Below are 14,592 nucleotides of genomic sequence, written 5' to 3' on the forward strand. Positions count from 1 at the left end.
CCCAGCATCGACACTGGCCTATCCGGAGGACGATTTTCGAGAAACCGTCTCCTGGATAGGCCAGCGTCAATGCCAAGTGGGGATCATGGTTACGTGCTGGTTATCCAGGCGCCGGGCATCATGGGCGGATGCGGGTGCTGGTGGTGGAGGATGAGGACGTGTTGGCCGACGCGGTCGCCGAGTGGCTGCGCCGGGAGGCGTTCGCCGTGGACGTCGCGTACGACGGGGACACCGCCCACGAACAACTGGCCGTCAACCCGTACGACGTCGTCGTGCTCGACCGCGACCTGCCCGGACGCCCCGGCGACGAGCTGTGCCGCGACATCGCGGACCGGCTGCCGCAGACCCGGGTGCTGATGCTTACCGCGGCGGCCGCCGTCCGCGAACGGGTCTCCGGGCTGGCCCTGGGCGCCGACGACTACCTCACCAAGCCGTTCGCGATGGTCGAGCTGGCGGCCCGGGTGCACGCACTGGCCCGCCGCGCCGCCCGCCGCGATCCGGCCGTGCTGCGCCGGGGCGGTATCACGCTCGATCCGGTCCGGCACACCGCCGAACGCGACGGCCGCGACCTCGGGCTGGCCCGCAAGGAGTTCGCGGTCCTGGCCGAGCTGCTGCGCGCCGACGGCGCCGTCGTCTCGGCCGAGCGGCTGCTGGAACGGGCCTGGGACGAGCACATCGACCCGTTCACCAACGTGGTCCGGGTGACCGTGATGAAGCTGCGCCGCAAACTCGGCGAACCGCAGGTCATCGAGACCCTGGCCGGAGTGGGGTACCGGATCCCGTGATGAACCGGCTCACCATCCGCACCCGGCTGACGTTGCTGTACGTCGTCCTGTTCACCACCGCCGGGCTGGCCCTGCTCGCCATCACGTACGTGCTGCTGAAGCGGCAGATGCAGGTCAACCCGCTCGACCCGGTGCAGCTGCTGCCCAGCATCGAGAAGGTCAAGAACCTCAAGGAGCTGCGCGAGGTGCTGGTGGCCAAGACCCAGGAGATGCGGGCGCAGACGCTGACCGACCTGCTCACCCAGGGCGCGATCGCGCTCGGGCTGACGCTGGCCGTGGCGACCCTGTTCGCCTGGCTGGCGGCCGGACGGGCGCTGCAGCCGCTGCACCGCATCACCGAGACCGCGGCCCGGATCGCGGGCGGCAGCGCCGGGCGCGGCCTGCACGAGCGGATCGCCCTGGTCGGGCCCGGCGACGAGGTCAAGCAGCTCGCCGACACGTTCGACGCCATGCTCACCCGGCTGGACCAGTCCTTCGACGGGCAGCGCCGGTTCGTCGCCAACGCCTCGCACGAGCTGCGTACGCCGCTGGCGCTCAACCGCGCCCTGGTCGAGTTGGCCATCACCCAACCCGATGCCAGCCCGGACGCGCGGCGGCTGGGCGAGGCGCTGCTCAAGGTCAACGAGCGGCACGAACGCCTGATCGACGGGCTGCTCACCCTCGCCGACAGCGAGAACGAACCGGCCGAACGGACCCCGGTCGACCTCGCCGACATCGCGTCTTACGTGCTGGAGCAGTTGGGTTCGGACGGGCCGTCGGCCACCAGCCTGCTCGACCCCGCACCCGTCACCGGTGACCCGGTGCTACTGGAGCGGCTGGTGCAGAACCTGGTCGAGAACGCGGTGCGCCACAACACGGCCGACGGCTGGCTGCGGGTGGAGACGGGACTGGACGCGGCCGGGCGGGCGCGGCTGGCGGTCAGCAACACCGGGCCGGTCGTGCCCGGGTACGAGCTGGAGTCGATCTTCCAACCGTTCCGGCGCCTCGGCCGTGACCGCGTCGGCGGCCCGTCCCGTGGCCTGGGACTCGGCCTGTCGATCGTCCGCGCGATCGCGAACGCCCATGGCGGCCAGGCTGTCGCCGCCTCCCGCCCCGGCGGCGGCCTCACCGTGACAGTGACCTTCTGACCCGCCCCGCCACCACCCGAACCAGGGGGCGGCGAGGCGCGTGAGCACCTGCCGCCCCCGGAGGGTGGTCACTTCGTCGCGGTGATGGAGGTCGCCGTGACGGTGTCGTTCTGGGTGGTGCCCTGGATCGTGACCTGGGTGCCCGCCTTCAGCTTGCTCAGGTCGAGCTTGGTCGCGCTCTGCACCGTCGTGGTGCCGCTGGTCTTGATGGTGACGATCTGCCCGTCGGCGGTCTCCACGTACACCGTGGTCCCGTCGATCAGCTTGATCTTCCCGGTGACCGAACTGCCCGCCGCCTGCCCGTTGCCGGTCCCGGTGCCGGTGCCGTTCTGCCCGTAGCCGCCCGGGAACCCGCCGGGGAACCCCTGGCCGGTGTACCCACCGCGGAACCCGCCGGCCCGGTTGCCCGTGGCCCCGGTGCCCGAGTTGGACGCCGAGGTGCCGAAGTGCTGCTGCACCTGTACGCCGGCCAGGAAGCCGCCGCACACCAGCACCAGCCCGAGCAGGGCGCCGGTGCCGCGGTTGAGCAGCGGGCCGCGCTTGGCCTTGGCCAGGCCGACCATCAGGTCGTCCATCGGCTCCGTCCGCCCGTCCATCGGCTCCGTCCGCGCGTCGTCGCGGATCGCGTGCTTCATCTCAGGTGCTCCCTTACTCGTACCGGAGTGCGTCGATGGGCCGCAGACCGGCCGCGCGGCTGGCCGGGTAGCTGCCGAAGAACAGGCCGATCGCGACGCACACGCCCAGCGCCAGCAGCACCGAGCTGGGCACGATGACCGGCTGGATGCCCACGATCTTGAAGTTGCCGCCGATCAGGGCGGCGCCGACCCCCAACCCGCCACCGGCGAGGCTGAGCAGCGTCGCCTCGATGAGGAACTGGGTCAGGATCACCCGGCGCGGTGCGCCGAGCGCCTTGCGGATGCCGATCTCGCGGGTCCGCTCGGTCACCGACACCATCATGATGTTGGTGATGCCGATGCCGCCGACCACGAGGCTGATCCCGGCGACCGCGCCGAGCAGCACGGTGAAGGTCTCGGCGGTCTCGGTGCGGGTCGCCAGCAGCTGCGAGGCGTCCCTGATCTGGTACGGCGTACTGCGCGCGCCCTCGGCCACGTGCATCTTCGCGTTCAGGATCGAGGTGATCTCAGCCTTGGCCGAGGCGACCGCGTCCGCGTTCACCGCCTCGACCGTGATCGAGGAGACGGGTCCGTAGCCGGTGAGCGCCCGCTGCACCGCCGACAGCGGCGCGATCACCACGTCGTCGGGGTCGTTGAAGCCGGTCGAGCCCTTCTTCTCCAGCACCCCGACCACGGAGAAGATCTGCCCGCCGATGCCGATCTGCTGCCCGACGGGGTCGACCGTGCCGAACACCTCCTGCGCCGTGGTCGCGCCGATGACGGCGACCCGCGACGCCTGGTCCACATCCTCGTCGGTGAACCCGCCGCCGGTCCCCACCTTGCTGTTGGAGGCCTCGAAGTACGACGGGTACGTGCCGATCACCTGGTTCACGTCGTACGAGGTGTCGCCGAAGGTGACCGTCTGCGAGCTGCTGACGACCGGCGACACGCTCTTGACGTCGGGCGCCGACTCCTTGTCCTGCAGCGCCTTGACGATGTCGAGGGTCAGGTCGGTGCGGTAGCCGGTCGCGCCGCCGCGCCCGCCCGCCACCTGCAGCGTGTTGGTGCCCAGCGCCTTGAGGCTGTCCTCGACCGACTTGGCCGAGCCGTTGCCGACCGCGACCAGCAGGATCACCGCCGCGACGCCGATCAGGATGCCGAGCACGGTCAGGCCGGAGCGCAGCTTGTTGGCGGACACGCCCCGCACCGCGAACTTGAACACTTCCCAGAAGCTCATGCCGAAACCCCGCTCCGCGCGGTTTCGACACGAGGCTCTTTCGCACTGAGCTTCATGGTTCGCTCGCTCACGCCCCGACCTCCTCTCGAACGCGGACCGCGTCGAGCGGCCGGTTGCGTACGTCCTGCACGATCTGGCCGTCGACCAACCGGATCACCCGCTTGGCGTGCGCGGCCACCTCGTCCTCGTGCGTGATGAGCACGATGGTGCGGCCCTGCGCGTTGAGTGAGTCGAGGATGCCGAGCACATCCCGGGTCGACTTGCTGTCCAGGTTGCCGGTCGGCTCGTCGGCCAGCAGCAGTGCCGGTTCGCTGACCAGCGCCCGCGCCACGGCGACGCGCTGCTGCTGACCGCCGGAGAGCTGGTTCGGGTCGTGCTCGGCCCGGTTGGCCAGGCCGACCAGGTCGAGCGCGGCCAGGGCGCGCTCGCGGCGCGCCGCGGGCTTGACTCCCTGGTATGCCAGCGGCAGCTCCACGTTGGCCAGCGCGCTGGTCCGCGGGATCAGGTTGAACGACTGGAACACGAACCCGATGCGCCGGTTGCGCACCAACGCCAGCTGCGCCTCGTTCAGCTCGCTGACGTCCACTCCGTCCAGCCGGTACGTCCCCGAGGTGGGCACGTCCAGGCAGCCGAGGATGTTCATCAGCGTGGACTTGCCCGAGCCGGACGAGCCCATGATGGCCAGGTACTCGCCACGCTCGACGGTGAGGGTGACTCCGGCCAGCGCGTGCACGGTGGCCTCGCCCTCGCCGTACGTCTTGACGATGTCCTGCACCTCGAGCACCGGGCGGCTCATCGGGTGCCCCGACCCGTGCCCGCGCCGCCGGTGCCGGTGCCGCCGAAGCCGCCGCCGGTGAACCCGCCCGGACCGCCGCCGGGGAACTGCTGCTGGTTGTTGGTCGTGCTGGTCACGGTCGCGAGCACGACCTGCTCGCCGACCTCCAGCCCGGACAGCACCACCGTGTACGAGTCGCCCTTGAGCCCGATCTCCACCGCCCGCGTCTCCTGCACCCCGTTGGTCACCACGGTGACGGTGGTGCGGCCGCCGGCGGTCTTCACCGCGGCCGCGGGCACGTAGACGGCGCCTTCCACCTCGTCGACGGTCACGGTCAGACTCACCGTCTGCCCCAGCCGGGTGCCCTCCGGAATGCTGTCCAACGTCACCTCGATCGGGTACGCCACCGTGTTCCCGGAGCTCGCGGTCGGGGAGATGGCGGTGACCTTGCCGGTGGCGGTCACGCCGCTGAGCGCGTTCCAGGCGATCGTGGCGGCCTGGTCGAGCTTGAGCCGGGTCGCGTCCGCCTCGGCGACGCTGGCCGACACCTTCAGCTTGGTCAGGTCGGCCAGCTGCACGAACCCGGACGACGAGCTGCTCGATCCGTTGCCGCTGGAACCGCCCGACGAGCCGCCGACCGCGCCGCTGATCGCGACCACGGTCCCGGCCATGGGCGCCTTGAGCACCGTGCCGTCCACGGCCCGCTGCGCCGACTTCACGGCGGCGTCGGCCTGGTCGAGCTGGTTCTCCGCGTTGGCGATCGAGCTGTCGTCGCCGCCGTCCTCGGCGCGGTCGAGCGCCTCGGCGGCCGCCGTCCGGTTGCGCTTGGCGGTGGCCAGGTTCTCGTTCACCTCGGTCGCGTCGACCGTCGCCAGCGTGGCACCCTTGGCGACCCTGTCACCGACCTTCACCTTGATGGCGGTGACGGTGCCGGCGGTGGTGAAGTCGGCCGACATGGTGTTGGCCGAGGCCACGGTGCCGTCGGCGGTCACGGTGGCGGTCACCTTGCCCTGCGCCACGGCCACCGTGCGTACGGTCGTCGCCGCCGCGGGCGTACCGTCGCCATTGATCATGAAATAGGCCCAGACGCCGCCGCCTACCAGCACCAGCACCAGAGCGCTGTTGAGCAGCGCGGTCCGCCCGAGCGGGACAGCTCGCCAGAATCGCATGGCGAGCATCGTCGCGGCACCCTCTGGACGCAACCTCCCACGAACCTCGGAGCCACCTCGGAATCCCAAACCCAAGATCATCCAAGTTGCCGGGCAATCGTGGGAAAGCGTGCTCAAGATACGCCCAGTTGCCCGGCAACTTGAATGATCTCTACACGTACAGCGGGAGCAGGACGCGGAACGTGGAGCCGGCGCCGGGGGCGGTGGCCAGTTCGATGCGGCCGCCGTGCGACTGCACGATCGCCGTGGCGATGGCCAGGCCCAACCCGGCGCCGCCGTGGCTGCGCGCCCGGTGCGGGTCGGCCCGGTAGAGGCGTTCGAAGATGCGCTCGGCGTGCTGCAGCGGCACCCCGGGCCCGGTGTCGGTCACCTCGACGACGGCCAGCGGCAGGCCTTCGGGCAGGTCAGCCCCGACCGCCGCCACGACGGGCAGCGGGTCGCGGTGCACCGGCAGCTCGAATCGCTCCCGGTCGTCGTCGTCATCGCGGCGGGACACGGCCAGCGTGATCCGGGCGGACGCGGGGGTGTGCTGGAGGGCGTTGGCGACCAGATTGGTGGCGACCTGCCGCAGCCGGTGCTCGTCGCCGAGCACGGTCACCGGCTCGAAGCCGTCCAACTCGACGTTGCGCCCCGGGCTGCGTACGTGCGCGTCGCGGACCGTGTCGGCGGCGACGACCAGCAGGTCGACCTGGCCGCGCTGCAGCGGCCGCTCCTCGTCCAGCGCCGCGAGCAGCAGCAGGTCCTCGACGAGCAGGCCCATCCGGGACGCCTCCTGCTCGATGCGGGACATGGTCTCGTCCAGCTCGGGGCCGGGTGGGGCACCGCCGCGCCGGTACAGCTCGGCGAAGCCCCGGATGGAGGTCAGCGGGGTGCGCAGCTCGTGCGAGGCATCGGCGAGGAATTGGCGCAGCCGCTGTTCGGACTGGGTGCGCGCGGTGACCGCCGACTCGATCCGCCCGAGCATGGTGTTCAGCGCGATGCCCAGACGCCCCGGTTCGGTGTGCGGGTCGGGGCTGGGCACCCGGACGGTCAGATCGCCGCCCGCGATGTGCGCCGCGGCCTGCTCCATCTCGGTGAGCGGGCCCAGCCCGATCCGCACCACCCGGTGCGCGGCGAAGCCCAGGCCCAGCAGCACCAGGCCGCTGACGGCCAGTCCGCCGAACAGCATCAGGTTGCTCGTCGCCTCGACCCGGCTCAGCGAACTCGCCACCACCCGGTAGCCCGCGGCACCGCTGCGGATGACGACGCGATACTCGGTCCCATCGTGGCTGGACGCGGTGAAGGGCCGCCCTTCCGGCCATGACTTCATCTCGTCGACCGAACCCAGCATCGGCGCGTTCTCGGGCCCGAGGTTGCTGTTGGAGTAGTAGTCCTTCAGGGCGCCCGCGCTGTCGTAGACGAGCACGATGGTGTCGCTCATGCCGGGGGGCAGCCCGCGTTCGACGAACCTGCCGGGGCCGTTCCTGGGCGCCTGGCCGGCGGGCGGGTTCACGGACGGGGTGGGTGTGGCGGTCGGCTGGGGCCGGTTGCCGCCGAAGGCGCCCGCTCCGGGGAAGCCGTAGCCGCTGAGCCCGCGTACGTCCTCGTCGAGCTGCTGGACCAGGTAATGCTTGAGCGTGGTGGTGGCGGCGAGGTTGGTGACGAGCAGGGCGAGGGCGGCCAGGCCGACGACCGCGACGACCATCCGGGTACGCAGTGTCCAGCGGCGCCACGGCGGCCGGGCCAGCGAGCGGATCACTCCTGCGCACCTCGGGGCAGCCGCAGCGCGTACCCGACGCCGCGGACGGTGTGGATCAGCGGCGGATCCCACTTGTCCACCTTCTTGCGCAGGTAGTAGACGTACGACTCGACGATGCGGCCGTCGCCGCCGAAGTCGTAGCTCCACACCCGGTCCAGGATCTGTGCCTTGGAGACCACCCGACCGGCGTTGACCAGCAGGTAACGCAGCAGGTTGAACTCGGTCGGGGACAGGTCGACGAGCTTGCCGCCGCGGCGCACCTCGTGCGCGTCCTCGTGCAGTTCCAGGTCGGCGTAGCGCAGCACACCGCTGTCGGCCTGCTCGCCGCCGGGGCGGCTGCGGCGCAGGATGGCGCGGATCCGCAGCACGACCTCTTCCAGACTGAACGGCTTGGTGACGTAGTCGTCGGCGCCGATGGTGAGGCCGGAGATGCGGTCCTCGACCGAGTGGCGGGCGGTCAGGAACAGCACCGGGACCAGGTTGCCGTCCTGGGCGCGGGCCTCCGAGCGCAGCCGCCGGGCCACCTCGAAGCCGTCCAGGTCCGGCAGCATCACGTCGAGGACGACCAGGTCGGGGGCGAAGTCCTCGGCGGCGATGAGCGCGTCGCGGCCGTTGTGCGCCACCCGTACGTCGAACTCGACCAGGCGGAGCGTGGCGGACAGCAGGGCGCAGATGTTGGTCTCGTCGTCGACGACCAGCACCTTGGTCCGGGTGCGTTCCGGCTGTGTCACTGCGGCCTCCACGTTCTGTCCACGCTACCTGTGAACCAGGTGTACGCCCGCCACCTCGGAGAATGCTGGGAGCAGCGTGGGAGTGGTCTATGAGCGGGCGTTGAGCCGTACCGTGTCGCCGTCGGCCAGGCCCGCGACGATCTCGACGTTGCCGTCGCCGCGCAGGCCCACGGTCACCTGGCGCGCCTGACCGTCGACGAGCTTGACCTCGCCGGTGCCGGTGCCGGTCACCCGCACCGCCGACTGGGGCAGGTAGAGCACGCCCTCGGCCTTGTTCAGGACCACGCTGGCCGTGGCGCTCTGGCCGATGAGCAGGCCATCGGGGGAGCCGTCGAAGGACAGCAGCACCTCGTACCGGACCAACGAGCCCGAGGTGGTGCTGGTCGCCGCGACCTGGCTGACGGTGACCGGCAGCGTCTCGCCGGGGCGGTTGGCCAGCGTGACCTTGGCCTGCTGGCCGACCGCCAGGGTCACCGCGTCGGCCTCGGCGAACTGGGCCTGCACCATCATCTGCTCGACCACGCCGAGGGTGATGAACGTGCCCGCGCGCACCTCGTCTCCGGCCCGACCGGAGACGGTGAGCACCTTGGCGGCGACCGGCGCGGTGATCTCGGTGCCCGCCAGGTCGCGCTCGGCACGGGCCAGCGTCTGTACCGCCTTGTTCACCGACACCTGGGCGCTGTAGATGGCGTCGCCACCGCTGCCGCGACCGCCGCCGCTGTTGGCGCCGCCGCTGTTCGACCCGCCGCCGCTGCTGCCGCAGTCGCCGCCCGAGTTCGCCGACGGGCGCGGCGAGGCCGAGGCCTGCGGAGAAGCCGAGGCACGCGGCGAGGCCGAAGCCGATACGGAGGGCGAAGTAGTCGCCGTCGCGCTCGGCGCGGCGCTGGTGCTGGTCTTCGTGGACAGCGCGGCGGCCTTCGCGGCCACCGAGGCGCACGCGGCGGCGGACGCCTTCGACGCGGCGGAGGCGTCGGCGGCGTCCTCGGCGTCGGTGAGCGTCTGCCGGGCCTGGCTGAGCGCGTTGGTCGCGTCGTCCACGGCCGCCTGCGCGTCGGCGGCGTCGATGGTGGCCAGCACCTGGCCGGGCGTCACCTCGTCACCGGGCTTGACGGTCACCGAGGTCAGCGTGCCCGACAGGGTGAACCCGAGCTCGCGCGTGGCCACCGGGGCGACCTTGCCCGAGGCGGCCACGGAAGCCGTGACGTCGCCGCGCTCGACCTGCACCGTCGCGGGCGGGGTGGAGGCGGCGTCATCGGTGTCCAGCAGCAGCACCGCACCCGCCGCGACCGCGGCCACCACGACCAGTCCGGCCGCGACGAGCAGGCCGCGCCGCTTCTTGCGCACAACGAACGTCATGGTCGGGCAGTGTCCAGGTCGCCGCTCGATGATCCCTCCACCCAACCTCGGAGTCAGCTCAGAACCTCGGACTCCGAGCGTGCTCTGAGGTTCGGTCGAGGGAGTGTCGAGGCGGATGTCCCAGGGTGTGGGGCGTGATGAAGCTGATGACACGTTCGCGTCTCGGCGTGGCGGTGTTCGCCGCGGCGGCGACCGCGCTGGTGGGTCTGACTGCCTGCGGTTCGAGCGACGAGCCGACCGCGAGCGGCGACACCGGCAACAACCCGATGACGGCGTACACCGAGTGCTTGAAGAAGCAGGGGATCACGCTGCCGGACAACTTCGGCGGGGGCGGCTTCGGCGGCCGTGGCAACGCCAGCGGGCGGCCGACCGCCCGGCCGACCGCCTTCCCGACCGACCGGCCGACCGTGCGGCCCAGCGGCCAACCGGGCGGGGGTTTCCCCGGCGGGAACTTCCTGCCCGAGGGCGTGACCCAGGAGGCCTGGCAGAAGGCTCAGGAGGCTTGCGCCTCGGTACGGCCGTCGTTCGGCGCGGGCAACGGTTTCCGCAACGGCGGCGGGCGCGACAACGGCGCCAACGCGGCGTACCGCAACTGTCTGACCGAGCACGGCGTGCAGTTCCAGCCCGGCCAGCAACTGGCCACCGCGGACCCGGCCGTGGTCAAGGCGATGGAGGCCTGCGCGGTGCTGCGCCCCAGCGCCAGCCCGTCGGCCGGCTGACCGCCGCACCGGACCAACCCGCCTGCTCGGCCCCGTTCTCCCCCGTGACGGTGCCGACAGGCGGGTTCTCTCTGTTCAGAGAACAGGCGGGTTCCCTCTGTTCAGAGGACGGGAGTCTCCTGGTCGGGTCGGCGCCACAGTTCACCGCGCAGCAGTTGTTCGGCGCCGAGCCAGACCGCGTTCATGAGCCGGGTGGCGGTACGCCCGGCGTCCTCCTCGGGGTGGTCGGCCAGCCAGTCCGCCAGCGACTCGCTCGCGCCGACCAGCGTCAAGGCCATCGCGGTGATGTCCTCGGCCTTGGCCTGGCGCCCCTGCGCGCGTACGGCGGCGTCGAGCCGATCGGTGATCACCTCGACCACGGTCTCGCGCATCACGCTGACGACCACCGAGAACGGGTGCTGGTTGCGTGCCTGGCGGTAGAGGACCGACCAGCCGTCCCGGTGCGCCCCGACGAACTCGAAGAAGCCGCGCATGCCCCGCCACAGTTGCTGGTCCGGCGGCAGGGTCGGGTCGGCGGCCGCCTGGAGGTTGTCGACCAGCCGCATCGACTCGCGCTGCAGGCAGGCGACGAACAGTTCTTCCTTCGTGCCGAGGTACGCGTACACCATCGGCTTGGACACGCCCGACAGCTCGGCGATCTCGTCCATGTTGGCCGCGTGGAAGCCACGGCGGGAGAAGACCTGCACTGCCGCGTCGAGCATCTGCTGCTCACGCTCGGCGCGCGGGACTCTGCCGCCTCTGGGGACTCGTCTGCTCTGCACCTTGCCAGCCTATCTACTCCGACGTAAGGTTACGCACGCGTAAGTTCATTGGCTCCTGAGGTATCGGAGGACACATCATGTCCGAGATCGACCTGTCCGACTACAGCTCGCTCGACCCCCAGGCTTTCGCCCAGATGGTGAAGTCGGCGTCTGACGCGCAGCTCAACGAGGTGCTCGGCGGCGAGCTGCGCGGCAAGATCCTCGACGAGATCTTCGGCCGGATGCCCGCCCTGTTCCGCCCCGAGCGCGCCGGGAGCACCAACGCCGTGATCCACTGGATCATCACCGGCGGTGCGGGCGGTGGCTCCGACACGTACGAGCTGACCATCGCCGACGGCACCTGTGTGCTGTCGCCGTCCCCGGTCAAGGAGCCCAAGCTCGCCATCACCGTCGGCCCCGCCGACTTCCTCAAGGTCGTCTCGGGCAACGGCAACCCCGTCATGATGTTCATGACCGGCAAGCTGAAGGCCAAGGGCGACCTGGCCCTGGCAGCCAACATCGCCAACCTCTTCAACATCCCGAAGGCCTGACGCATGAGCGAGCGCAGCGAGCTCATCATGAGCCTCGGTGATGTTCACCTCGCGCGAAGCGTGAGGTGAACATGTCCTCGCTCGAGTTTTCCCTCGACCTCAGCGAGGAACAGCGGGAGCTGCGGGATTGGGTGCACGGCTTCGCCAGCGAGGTCGTGCGCCCGGCCGCGGCCGAATGGGATGAGCGGGAAGAGACCCCCTGGCCCGTCATCCAGGAGGCCGCCAAGATCGGCCTCTACGACTTCGAGTTCCTGGCCAACCTGTGGGCCGACCCGAGCGGTCTGTCCATGTGCATCGCCAGCGAGGAACTGTTCTGGGGTGACGCGGGCATCGGCCTGGCCATCATGGGCACGTCGCTGGCGGTCGCGGGCATCTTCGGCAGCGGCACGCCCGACCAGATGGCCGAGTGGGTGCCGCAGTGCTTCGGCACCGCCGCCGACCCGAAGGTCGCCGCGTTCTGCTCCACCGAGCCCGAGGCGGGTTCGGACGTGGGCGCCATGCGCACCCGCGCCGTGTACGACGAGGCCGCCGACGAGTGGGTGATCACCGGTCAGAAGGCGTACGCCACCAACGGCGGCATCGCCAACGTGCACGTGGTCACCGCCGTGGTCGACCCGACCCTGGGCTCGCGCGGGCAGGCCGGGTTCGTCATCCCGCCCGGCACCAAGGGCCTGACCACCGCCCGCAAGCTGCGCAAACTCGGCATCCGCGCCTCGCACACGGCCGACGTCTTCCTCGACGAGGTACGTGTGCCCGGCCGCTGCCTGCTCGGCGGCAAGGACGCCCTCGACGCCCGGCTCGACCGGGCCCGCTCGGGCAAGCGCTCCTCGGGCCAGGCCTCGATGCGCACGTTCGAGCTGTCCCGTCCCGCCGTCGGCGCCCAGGCGCTGGGCATCGCCCGCGCGGCGTACGAGTACGCGCTGGAGTACGCCAAGGGCCGGGTGCAGTTCGGCAAGCCGATCGTGGAGAACCAGGCGATCGCGTTCGCGCTGGCCGACATGAAGATGGAGATCGACGCCGCCCGCCTGCTGGTGTGGCGCGCGGCGTGGATGGGCCGCAACAACCGGCCGTTCGAGGCGGGCGAGGGCTCGATGTCCAAGCTCAAGGCGGGCGAGACGGCGGTGTCGGTGACCGAGAAGGCGCTGCAGATCCTGGGCGGCGCGGGCTATCTGCGCGAGCACCCGGTGGAGCGGTGGTACCGCGACGCCAAGATCTACACCATCTTCGAGGGTACGAGCGAGATCCAGCGCCTGGTCATCGCCCGCGCCATCACCGGCGCCTCGCTCCGCTGACGCCCTAGCTCCACCCACGTTCTCTCATCGACGCTGGCCTATCCAGAAGACGACTTTCGATTTTCCGTCTTCCAGATAGGCCAGCGTCGATTCACATCACACCCGGGCAGCCTTCACATACTAGTTACCGGCGGGTAATGTCCCGGACAACCCAGACGGTCTCAGGAGAGGCGCCAACGGTGGACCTGCTCTTCGTCGTCCGAACCCTTGCCCGACGCGGCCTGCTGCGCCCCGGCTCGCCCACCCGGGTCGCCGACCAGCTCAACACCCTGCGCCGCTGGGGCTTCACCCTCGCGGGCGAGCTGCGCGCCGCCGAGGCCCGCGACCCGCAGCGCGTCGCCGTCCTCGACGAGCAGCGCGGCCCGGTCACCTACCGCCAGCTGCTGCACCGCTCGCAGCGGCTCGCCCATGCCCTGTCCGGCAGCCGCGGCATCCGCCCCGGCGACCGGGTCGGCCTGCTGTGCCGCAACCACGCCGGGCTGATCGAGGCGATGGTCGCCTGCTCGCTGCTGGGCGCTGACGCGGTGCTGGTCAACGTCGCGCTGTCCGCGCCGCAGCTCGCGGCGGTCACCGCGCAGCAGGAGCTGCGGCTGCTGGTGCACGACCGCGAGTTCGCGCCGGTCGCGGCGACGGCCGGGTGCGAGCGCCTGGACGAGGCCGCGCTGGAGGCGCTGATCGCGCACACGCCGCCGCAGGACCGGTGGGGCGAGGTCAGCCGCTCCGGCCGTACCATCGTGCTCACCTCCGGGACCACCGGCGCGCCCAAGGGTGCGCGGCGCCCGATCCCGCGGGGTTTCGGCCCGCTGGTCTCGATCATCGACCGGATCCCGCTGCACGCCTCGCCGCGCGGGCGCGACTTCGGCGGCGAGCGGGTGCTGATCGCCGCGCCGCTGTTCCACACCTGGGGGTACGCGGCCCTGCAGCTCGCCCTGGCCATGCGCGCCACCGTGGTGCTCCAGCGCCGCTTCGACCCCGCCGCGACGGCCGCCGCGATCGACGAGTACGGCTGCACCGCCCTGTTCGCCGTCCCGGTGATGCTGCAGCGCCTCGTCGAGGCCGGGGCCGTGCCGAAGCACCCGCCGCGCATCGTCGCCGTCAGCGGCTCGGCGCTGCCCGGCGGGCTGGCCACCCGGTTCATGGACGAGTGGGGCGACCACCTCTACAACCTGTACGGCTCCACCGAAGCCTCCTGGGCCTCCATCGCCACCCCCGCCGACCTGCGCACCGACCCCGGCACCGCCGGACGGCCGCCGCACGGCACCCGGATCGCGATCCTGGACCCGTTCGGCCGCCCGGTGCCCACCGGCACGGTCGGGCAGATCCACGTCGGCAACGAGATGCTGTTCGAGGGGTACACGCACACGTCCGGCGCCGAGGATCTGCGCGACGGGCTGCTGGCCACCGGCGACCTGGGCCACCTCGACGCCGACGGCCTGCTCCACGTCGACGGTCGCGCCGACGACATGGTGGTCTCCGGCGGCGAGAACGTGTTCCCCCGCCCGGTCGAGGAGCTGCTGTCCCGGCTGCCGCAGGTGCGCGAGGTCGCCGTCGTCGGCGTCCCCGACACGCAGTACGGCCAGCGCCTGGCCGCGTACCTGGTGCTGCATCCGGGCCAGCAGCTCAGCGGCGACGAGGTACGCGAGTACGTGCGCCACTACCTGGCCCGGTTCAGCGTGCCCCGGGACGTGCACTTCCTGAGCGAACTGCCCCGTACCGCCACCGGCAAGGTCATCCCCCGCCTGCTGCGGGGGTGACCGT

At 71.4% G+C, this 14,592-nt stretch carries 13 protein-coding genes and 1 pseudogene; 6 read left to right on the forward strand and 8 right to left on the reverse strand.

The genetic code is table 11. From position 1 onward, the window contains the following. The first annotated feature begins 128 nt into the window (after positions 1 to 128). Positions 129 to 785 carry a response regulator transcription factor gene (locus tag KUA19_RS18285; RefSeq protein ID WP_217397202.1) on the forward strand — a complete coding sequence of 219 codons (657 nt, stop codon included), beginning with the start codon at positions 129 to 131 and terminating at the stop codon, positions 783 to 785. Next, complete coding sequence (locus tag KUA19_RS18290; protein ID WP_217397203.1) at positions 785 to 1,912, forward strand: sensor histidine kinase; 1,128 nt, start codon at positions 785 to 787, stop codon at positions 1,910 to 1,912. Before KUA19_RS18285 ends, KUA19_RS18290 begins: the two co-directional genes overlap by 1 nt. 68 nt (positions 1,913 to 1,980) lie before the next feature. Here KUA19_RS18290 and KUA19_RS18295 read toward each other — a convergent pair whose 3' ends face one another. The 7 genes and pseudogenes from KUA19_RS18295 to KUA19_RS18325 all read right to left on the reverse strand — a co-directional run bounded on the left by KUA19_RS18295 (position 1,981) and on the right by KUA19_RS18325 (position 9,532). Then, positions 1,981 to 2,547 carry a hypothetical protein gene (locus KUA19_RS18295; protein ID WP_217397204.1) on the reverse strand — a complete coding sequence of 189 codons (567 nt, stop codon included), beginning with the start codon at positions 2,545 to 2,547 and terminating at the stop codon, positions 1,981 to 1,983. Between the two features lie 13 nt (positions 2,548 to 2,560). After that, the gene (locus KUA19_RS18300) at positions 2,561 to 3,763 is read right to left on the reverse strand and encodes an ABC transporter permease (protein WP_217397205.1); all 1,203 of its coding nucleotides are present in this window, start codon (positions 3,761 to 3,763) and stop codon (positions 2,561 to 2,563) included. 67 nt (positions 3,764 to 3,830) lie between these two features. Next, a complete protein-coding gene (locus tag KUA19_RS18305; protein WP_217397206.1) occupies positions 3,831 to 4,559 on the reverse strand; it encodes an ABC transporter ATP-binding protein in 729 nt (242 codons plus the stop codon). Next, on the reverse strand, positions 4,556 to 5,707 hold the full coding sequence (locus tag KUA19_RS18310; protein ID WP_217397207.1) for an efflux RND transporter periplasmic adaptor subunit: 1,152 nt from the start codon (positions 5,705 to 5,707) through the stop codon (positions 4,556 to 4,558). The genes KUA19_RS18305 and KUA19_RS18310 overlap by 4 nt, the downstream gene beginning before the upstream one ends. 151 nt (positions 5,708 to 5,858) lie before the next feature. After that, positions 5,859 to 7,067: pseudogene (locus KUA19_RS18315) on the reverse strand (sensor histidine kinase); the annotation flags it as partial. Between the two features lie 374 nt (positions 7,068 to 7,441). Then, on the reverse strand, positions 7,442 to 8,176 hold the full coding sequence (locus tag KUA19_RS18320; RefSeq protein WP_217397208.1) for a response regulator transcription factor: 735 nt from the start codon (positions 8,174 to 8,176) through the stop codon (positions 7,442 to 7,444). A gap of 87 nt (positions 8,177 to 8,263) precedes the next feature. Then, positions 8,264 to 9,532, reverse strand: a complete 1,269-nt coding sequence (locus KUA19_RS18325; protein WP_217397209.1) for an efflux RND transporter periplasmic adaptor subunit — start codon at positions 9,530 to 9,532, stop codon at positions 8,264 to 8,266. Between the two features lie 146 nt (positions 9,533 to 9,678). Here KUA19_RS18325 and KUA19_RS18330 point away from each other — a divergent pair, with 146 nt between their 5' ends. Then, entirely contained in the window at positions 9,679 to 10,251 is a 573-nt protein-coding gene (locus KUA19_RS18330; RefSeq protein ID WP_217397210.1) for a hypothetical protein, read from the forward strand. Between the two features lie 101 nt (positions 10,252 to 10,352). Here the strand turns inward: KUA19_RS18330 and KUA19_RS18335 are convergent, their stop codons facing one another. Further along, positions 10,353 to 10,952: a TetR/AcrR family transcriptional regulator gene (locus KUA19_RS18335; RefSeq protein WP_217397372.1), complete on the reverse strand. Its 600-nt coding sequence runs from the start codon at positions 10,950 to 10,952 to the stop codon at positions 10,353 to 10,355. Positions 10,953 to 11,089: 137 nt separating this feature from the next. On the opposite strand from KUA19_RS18335, the gene KUA19_RS18340 reads away from it, so the two are divergent. The 3 genes from KUA19_RS18340 to KUA19_RS18350 all read left to right on the forward strand — a co-directional run bounded on the left by KUA19_RS18340 (position 11,090) and on the right by KUA19_RS18350 (position 14,588). Then, entirely contained in the window at positions 11,090 to 11,542 is a 453-nt protein-coding gene (locus KUA19_RS18340) for an SCP2 sterol-binding domain-containing protein (RefSeq protein WP_217397211.1), read from the forward strand. A gap of 71 nt (positions 11,543 to 11,613) precedes the next feature. Then, positions 11,614 to 12,834, forward strand: a complete 1,221-nt coding sequence (locus KUA19_RS18345; protein ID WP_217397212.1) for an acyl-CoA dehydrogenase family protein — start codon at positions 11,614 to 11,616, stop codon at positions 12,832 to 12,834. Positions 12,835 to 13,013: 179 nt separating this feature from the next. Further along, positions 13,014 to 14,588: an AMP-binding protein gene (locus KUA19_RS18350; protein WP_217397213.1), complete on the forward strand. Its 1,575-nt coding sequence runs from the start codon at positions 13,014 to 13,016 to the stop codon at positions 14,586 to 14,588. Positions 14,589 to 14,592: the final 4 nt, after the last annotated feature.

Source organism: Catellatospora tritici (assembly GCF_019083965.1).
Classification (GTDB): domain Bacteria; phylum Actinomycetota; class Actinomycetes; order Mycobacteriales; family Micromonosporaceae; genus Catellatospora; species Catellatospora tritici.

Excerpts from the sequence above, each read along its gene's own strand:
- KUA19_RS18310 (WP_217397207.1), bottom strand. The coding sequence starts at position 5,707 with ATGCGATTCTGGCGAGCTGTCCCGCTCGGGCGGACCGCGCTGCTCAAC.
- KUA19_RS18305 (WP_217397206.1), bottom strand. The coding sequence starts at position 4,559 with ATGAGCCGCCCGGTGCTCGAGGTGCAGGACATCGTCAAGACGTACGGC.
- KUA19_RS18345 (WP_217397212.1), top strand. The coding sequence starts at position 11,614 with ATGTCCTCGCTCGAGTTTTCCCTCGACCTCAGCGAGGAACAGCGGGAG.
- KUA19_RS18295 (WP_217397204.1), bottom strand. The coding sequence starts at position 2,547 with ATGAAGCACGCGATCCGCGACGACGCGCGGACGGAGCCGATGGACGGG.
- KUA19_RS18300 (WP_217397205.1), bottom strand. The coding sequence starts at position 3,763 with ATGAGCTTCTGGGAAGTGTTCAAGTTCGCGGTGCGGGGCGTGTCCGCC.
- KUA19_RS18330 (WP_217397210.1), top strand. The coding sequence starts at position 9,679 with ATGACACGTTCGCGTCTCGGCGTGGCGGTGTTCGCCGCGGCGGCGACC.
- KUA19_RS18285 (WP_217397202.1), top strand. The coding sequence starts at position 129 with ATGCGGGTGCTGGTGGTGGAGGATGAGGACGTGTTGGCCGACGCGGTC.
- KUA19_RS18335 (WP_217397372.1), bottom strand. The coding sequence starts at position 10,952 with ATGCTCGACGCGGCAGTGCAGGTCTTCTCCCGCCGTGGCTTCCACGCG.
- KUA19_RS18325 (WP_217397209.1), bottom strand. The coding sequence starts at position 9,532 with ATGACGTTCGTTGTGCGCAAGAAGCGGCGCGGCCTGCTCGTCGCGGCC.
- KUA19_RS18290 (WP_217397203.1), top strand. The coding sequence starts at position 785 with ATGAACCGGCTCACCATCCGCACCCGGCTGACGTTGCTGTACGTCGTC.
- KUA19_RS18340 (WP_217397211.1), top strand. The coding sequence starts at position 11,090 with ATGTCCGAGATCGACCTGTCCGACTACAGCTCGCTCGACCCCCAGGCT.